This is a genomic window from uncultured Novosphingobium sp., assembly GCF_964277725.1.
Taxonomy (GTDB): Bacteria; Pseudomonadota; Alphaproteobacteria; order Sphingomonadales; family Sphingomonadaceae; genus Novosphingobium; species Novosphingobium fluoreni.
Window position 1 is genome coordinate 1 of record NZ_CAXYKL010000174.1, and the last position, 6,515, is coordinate 6,515.

The window sequence follows — 6,515 nt, forward strand, 5'->3', positions numbered from 1 at the left end:
TCACCGTGACGATGCTGGTCGATGCCAATGGCATCACCAAGGACTGGACGCCCCTCAGCCGGATCGACCGCAATATGGTCGACGCGGCGATCGCGGCGGAGGATGCCAAGTTCTGCCTTCACAATGGTTTTGACACGGCGGCGATCGAGCAGGCCATGGAGCGCAACATGCGCGGCAGCCGCATTCGGGGCGGCTCCACCATCAGCCAGCAAACCGCGAAAAACGTCTTCCTGTGGCAGGGCGAGGGATGGACCCGCTATCTGCGCAAGGGGCTTGAGGTCTACTTCACCTTCCTGATCGAGACCGTGTGGAGCAAGCGCCGGATCATGGAAATGTACCTGAACGTCGCCGAGACCGGGATCGGCACTTATGGTGTCGAAGCGGGCGCACAGCGCTACTTCGGCAAATCCGCCGCGATCCTTTCCCCGGCACAAGCCGCCCGCATGGCCGCCGCCCTTCCCAGCCCCAAAAAGCGCAGCGTAACCAACCCCCGCGGTTTCACCCGCCGCTACGGCAACGCCATCACCGCCAGGCTCGGCACCGTGCGCCGGACCGGATTGGACGCCTGCGTGTACAAATGACGCGTGCGTACCAGGACAAAAAAAGGGAGGAAGTGCGTACTTCCTCCCCTGGTTGCTAGTCGTTACGAACGATTAGAATGTGAAGCGTGCGCCAATCCGGATCGCGTACAGCGACTGATTTACATAGACCTGATCGGTCGGGTTAACGAAATTGCCTGTCTGCGTTGAGCTGTTGACCGGGGAGTAGCGATACTGAACACAAGGCTGAGAAGCATTCGCCGTAACTGCGCCGATCGTGGAAGCACCCGTCGCCCGCGTGGCTGTCAAGCATTGAGCTTGAACAACAGCAGCATTGTAAGGGAACACGTATTCACGAAGCTGACCCCACTTTTTATTTATGAAGTTCGTGAAGTTTTCGATGTCGGCGAAAACCTGTAGACGTGACTCTCCAAGGCCTGTGGGGATCTCCTGGGCGATATGCAGATCCAAACGGGTGAACCACTTAGAGTTGAATGCGTTGCGCGGCGCAACCTTTCCGCGGTACTTGTTTAGTCCCGAAGTCTCGATAAAGTTATCAACCGAATTGGCAAACTCAGCGGAGCTATAGGACACACGGGGATCATTGATTCCGATGGGCACGTACATCAGGTACCGATTGCCTGCAGTGCTTGTTGCCGAGCTTCGCCCCGTGACACCGAAGATTGCAGAACGATTCGAACCAAAGTCCTGGAACGTGTAGCTGAAAGGCCGTCCGATCCGCGTCTCACCAAAAAGACCGATAGAGGTCTTGGCGTTGGCAAAAAATGCGTGGTCGAAATTCAAGCCATACTTGAAAAAGTATTTCACTTGGTCGTTCGACGTACCATAAGCGACATTGTTTGGATCAGAGAAAGCGCCATTCAGGTAGTTCGAACCAGCCGTAGATGAAGTCGCTGGAGCTTGGTCCTTCACGTCTTGATAAGTAAAGCTTCCGTTGATGCTCAATCCAAAATCCCACCCCTTCTCGAAGCGAGCAACTGCAATATAGCTACGTCCCTTCTTGGTGTTGGTAAGAAGGATGTCTGTGTTTGTATTGGCGCTGGCTGCGCCATCAATAAGATTTAAGTACCTCTGGCGACCATCGGGGGTCAACGCATTGGCTCCGGTCAAGATTGGTTGCGAACGGATATCGGTGAAATAAACCTGATTTCGCACCTTCGAATACAGAAGATCGACGCCAAACAGCCACCCATCGCCAAGCGGGCCCAGGTCGAAGTTGTACTCGCCTGAAAGCGTTGCCCGCCACTGCGATGGCATTTTGAACTGAGGGTCAAGGGCATTCACCGTGGATGCCGGTGCTACCGTGGCATTGCGAAGGAGATCGTTCACCTCAGCGGCGAAGCCAGTGCCATTCACGCCATTAAGCGCGGCATTGCCGATTGCGGCGTTGCTAGTGGCGCCGCTGTATGCATTCACACCAGGGGCAAACCGGTTGATCGATATCGAGTTTGTCAAAACACCGGTGTTTGAAAAACTATTTGAAACATAAACATCCGGCGTCCCTCCGCCAAAAATGCCGCCGCCGCCTCGCACGCTCAGTCGTGTGGTGGGTTGCCAATCAAAACCAAACCGAGGTTGGAAGAGATCCAAGCCGGAGATATTGGCGTTATTGCGTCCGATAGTCTCCAAGTTGCCATTGACGTAGCGTGGAATGCTGTAGCGGCTGACGAATGGCCCGCTCAAGGCAGGCAGACTTTTCATTCCATAAAGATCATAGCGCATGCCGAATGTCACGTTCAGATTCGAACTGACCTTCCAGTTGTCCATGATCCCGAAAGTGTAGCTCATGTACTTAAAGCTGGCCGCAGCATCATCAGGAACAAGGGAAGGCACCGCATTGCCGTAACTAAGGGAACTGGCGACCCGGTTCTGAAAATCGGCCAGAGAGTCGAAGTAATAGTTGCCGGCACTGTTTTGGAGAAACGAGTTAAATATTTTAACGTGCTGGACTTCGCTGAACAACCGTACGTCATGATCGTTCATGGTAAGGCGAGCTTGCACCAAGCCGCCCCAAGTTTCAGTATTCAGCTGGTTGGTTTGGCGCGAATTGTCCGGGCCGAACGATACGACAGGGGCGTTGCCTTCGCATCCCAATGCCGACCCACCCGACGTTTCGTTGGTACAGACACGGAACTGAGCGAAGCCACGACCCAGGACCGGATCCTGTATCCGCTTGTAATTCTTATAGAACCCACGAACCTCGGTTGAAAATGAATCGGACCATTCGGAGTTCAACTGCGCAACACCGGTATGTAGGCGGTTGCCTTGAATATATGCGTTAGATGCAAGACCAAGACCAGGACTACCCGTGGTAGTCGAGGAAAATGTATTGTTAAGAAGATTAATGGCGTCCTTCGCGTACGTATAAGTCAAAGATAAGCGTTGCGCATCGGACAGGCTTGCATCGATCTTTGCAACAAGCCGGTCATCTTTATCGCCCAGATCGCGCAGCACGCCACCGGTATCATACCCATATACGTTTTGAGCAATCTGCGAGACGCGGTCAACTTGGCCCTGCGTCAAATTAGGAATAGCCGTACCAGAATTATTGTCTATCGGCCCTTCGGGAATGGGGCGACCGCCGCGCAGACGTTCGCCAGCGATCATGAAAAAGAGTTTATCCTTTACGATCGGCCCTGAAACTTCGGCGCCGAAGTTTTCGATCTTGAACTTTGGTATCGAGGTTCGTCCCGTGGGTATCCCCGGTCCAGGCTTGGTTCTGCTGCCAACCAGACCATCGCCCGAGCGAGCGTAGAAGCCAGTTCCATGAAATTCATTTGTGCCCGACTTCAGGACGATGTTGATCGCACCACCTTGAAAATTGCCCTCTCGCACGTCGTATGGCGCGACCTTCGCCTGAAATTGGCCAATAGCATCAAGTGGAATAGGAGAACGGCGCGAGGGCAAGCCGTCGGTATTAAGGCCGAAGTTATCGGTTACCGGCACGCCGTCTACCGAAAACCGATTGTAGCGTGCGTTCTGACCAGCGAAACTGACAGCGCGTCCGCCGGTGGGAGAATCGTCTAGGCGCGCAAAAGGATCGCGACGCATAAGATCGCGCACGTCCCGATTGATCGTGGCCACCTGAGAGATATCGTCTGCAGTCAGAACGGTTGCCGGCCCTTGCGAAATCGAACCAGCACCCTTCAGTCGGGACGCGGTGACGATAATGGCATCGCCCTGCGCGACGAGGTTGACGGGAAGGTTGAAGGACTGTGCCACGACTGTCGAGATTTCGGTGACTTGCGTGTCTGCGAAGCCGTCGGCGCGAACGGTAACGGTGTAAGGGCCACCCGGGCGCAAGCCAGTGACGGTGAAGCTGCCGTTCGAAGAGCTGGTCGCCGTGCTGCGGCCGCCCGTGGCGGTGTTGAGCACTTCCACTTGCGCACCGGCCACCGGCTGGCCGTCGCTGAGCACGGTGCCCGCGATCGTCGACGTCGTTTCCTGGGCCATCGCCGGCGTGGCGAGGGCACCGGCAAGCGAAACGGATGCGGCGCTGGCCGCAAGCAGATACCTCAAGTGCATGTCTTGTCCCCTGTTTTGCCCGTTCGAGGCAAAGCGATCCGAATAATATCTCGTCAGATATGGCGCCGCGCGCGGTCTGGATTTCGTGCCCCGGTATCGCGCGCGCCGTGCTGGAACGGCCTAGAGCATCCCTTCGTGACCATTTTGTTACAGTCTTGAAGGTAAGCGGCTTGCGCTGCCAAAGTCTTGTTCGAACGTCCCGATTGCGAACGGATTGCGTACCCTGCCGATGCCGCTTCAATAGCTTAGCAATTATGACAATGCATGTGACAGTGCGTAGGATTGGCTGCCGCAGCGCAACATTTTTCCGCAAGTGATGCAAATCCATCACACGGCTTTCCTCACCCGTCGTTTGACGGATCTACGATTGCTACCATCACCTTGTCGGTATGGGCTGTGGCGTGGCAGAAGCGGGCATGAGCGCCGGACACCACCATCACCACCATCCTGCTCCGCCTAAAGGAGCGCATCCCGGATCTGCGTTCGCGATCGCGGTGGGGCTGAACCTGGCCTTCGTCGTCGTCGAGGGCGCGGCCGGTTGGATCAGCGGCTCCATGGCGCTGATCGCGGATGCCGGGCACAATTTGTCGGATGTGCTCTCGCTCGTCCTCGCCTGGGTCGCGAGCGTGCTGGCGGCACGTCCCCCGTCAGAGCGTTTCACATATGGTCTGAAAAGCTCGTCCATCCTGGCGGCGATCGCCAACGCAGCGCTGCTGTGGGTCGCGATCGGAGGCATCCTGGTCGAGACGATCCGCCGCTTCGCCGATCCCGCGCCGGTGGGCGGCACCGCGATGATCGCGGTCGCCGCTGCCGGGATCGTCGTCAACGGCGCCTCGGCGCTGCTGTTCGCCAAGGGCAGCAAGTCCGACCTGAACTTGCGGGCAGCCTTCGTCCACCTGATGGCGGATGCGGCGGTGTCGGCCGGAGTCGTGGTTGCTGGCATCATGATCCTGTGGACGGGACGCGCCTGGATCGATCCGCTGGCCTCGCTGATCGTGACGGCGGTGATCGCGTGGTCGAGCTGGCACTTGCTGCGCGATTCGCTACGCCTCGGAATGTTGGGCGTGCCCGATGCCATCGATGTCGGCGAAGTGCGGACATACCTGGAAGCCTTGCCCGGCGTGGAGCGTATCCACCACCTCCACATCTGGCCGATGAGCACCACGGAATCGGCGCTGACCGCCCATCTGGTCATGCCAGGCACGCGCCCTGCCGATGCTTTCCTGCATGATGTGGCGCACGAGTTGGAGCACCGGTTCGGCATCGGCCACCCGACCTTGCAGGTAGAAGCCGGCGATCAGGACTGCGCGATCCATGGCCACGCGCACCATCACTGAGGCGCAATGTCGTTGCGCCTTGGAAGCGACGGGTTGTCGATAGGCGAGGCGAACCTAAGTATGGGGCGCTGAATTACCGCCAAAGGACAATACCATGGCCGACGCTTATACCCCGCCCGCAGTATGGACCTGGGAGAAGGAGAGCGGCGGCAAGTTCGCCAATATCAACCGCCCGATCTCCGGCGCGACCCACGATCACGAACTGCCGCGCGGCTCGCACCCGTTCCAGCTCCACTCGATGGGGACGCCCAATGGGCAGAAGGTTTCGATCCTATTCGAGGAGCTTTTGGCAGCAGGCTACCCCGCCGAATACGATGCTTGGCTGATCGATATCACCAAGGGCCCACAGTTCAGTTCCGGCTTCGTGGAGATCAATCCCAACTCCAAGATACCGGCATTGCTGGACCTGTCGGGCGAAAAGCCGATCCGCGTTTTCGAATCGGGCGCGATCCTTCTGCATCTGGCCGAGAAGTTTGGTGCGTTTATTCCGACTGACCCCGCTGAGCGTGCGGAATGCCTCTCCTGGCTGATGTGGCAGATGGGCAGCGGGCCGTTGCTGGGCGGAGGATTCGGGCACTTTTACGCCTACGCGCCGGAAAAGATTGAATATGCGATCGACCGCTTCACCATGGAGGCCAAGCGCCTTCTGGACGTGGCGGATAAGCGGCTGGGCGAAGTGCCCTACTTTGCCGGACAGCAATACACGATCGCCGATATCGCCGTGTATGGCTGGTTCGGCATGATCGCCCGGCGTGAAGCCTACGGCACCGCCTATGAGTTTCTGGACTTCGCCAGCTACAAAAACGTGGTGCGGTGGTCGGACGAGATGCTTGCGCGCACTGCAGTGAAGCGCGGCATCAAGGTCAACCGCATGGGCGATGGTCTGGTGCAAGAGCGGCATTCGGCGGCGGACATCGATGCGATAATGTAATTTAGCGCCGCACCGCAGCGGGATCGGGTCTTTTCATCGGCGCGCTTACCCGCTAAGCGCGCCTCTCCCGCGATGGGGCGTCGCCAAGTGGTAAGGCACCGGTTTTTGGTACCGGCATTCGCAGGTTCGAATCCTGCCGCCCCAGCCAGCGGTTTTTCGCGA

4 protein-coding genes and 1 tRNA gene are annotated in these 6,515 nt (G+C 57.8%); 4 read left to right on the plus strand and 1 reads right to left on the minus strand.

Annotated features, from left to right (window positions below):
- The coding region (mtgA, locus tag ACHWRX_RS09850) for a monofunctional biosynthetic peptidoglycan transglycosylase (protein WP_394659059.1) at positions 1–581 on the plus strand (581 nt) is incomplete at its 5' end.
- A gap of 72 nt (positions 582–653) precedes the next feature.
- Here mtgA and ACHWRX_RS09855 read toward each other — a convergent pair.
- A complete protein-coding gene (locus tag ACHWRX_RS09855; protein ID WP_394659060.1) occupies positions 654–4,085 on the minus strand; it encodes a carboxypeptidase regulatory-like domain-containing protein in 3,432 nt (1,143 codons plus the stop codon).
- 416 nt (positions 4,086–4,501) lie between these two features.
- On the opposite strand from ACHWRX_RS09855, the gene ACHWRX_RS09860 reads away from it, so the two are divergent.
- The 3 genes from ACHWRX_RS09860 to ACHWRX_RS09870 all read left to right on the plus strand — a co-directional run bounded on the left by ACHWRX_RS09860 (position 4,502) and on the right by ACHWRX_RS09870 (position 6,501).
- Positions 4,502–5,422 (plus strand): cation diffusion facilitator family transporter, encoded by a 921-nt coding sequence (locus ACHWRX_RS09860; protein WP_394659061.1) that lies wholly within the window; start codon positions 4,502–4,504, stop codon positions 5,420–5,422.
- A 94-nt stretch (positions 5,423–5,516) separates the two neighbouring features.
- Positions 5,517–6,353, plus strand: coding sequence for a glutathione-dependent disulfide-bond oxidoreductase (gene yghU, locus ACHWRX_RS09865; RefSeq protein ID WP_394659062.1), 837 nt, complete (start codon positions 5,517–5,519; stop codon positions 6,351–6,353).
- Positions 6,354–6,426: 73 nt separating this feature from the next.
- A tRNA-Gln gene (locus ACHWRX_RS09870) sits at positions 6,427–6,501 on the plus strand.
- Positions 6,502–6,515: the final 14 nt, after the last annotated feature.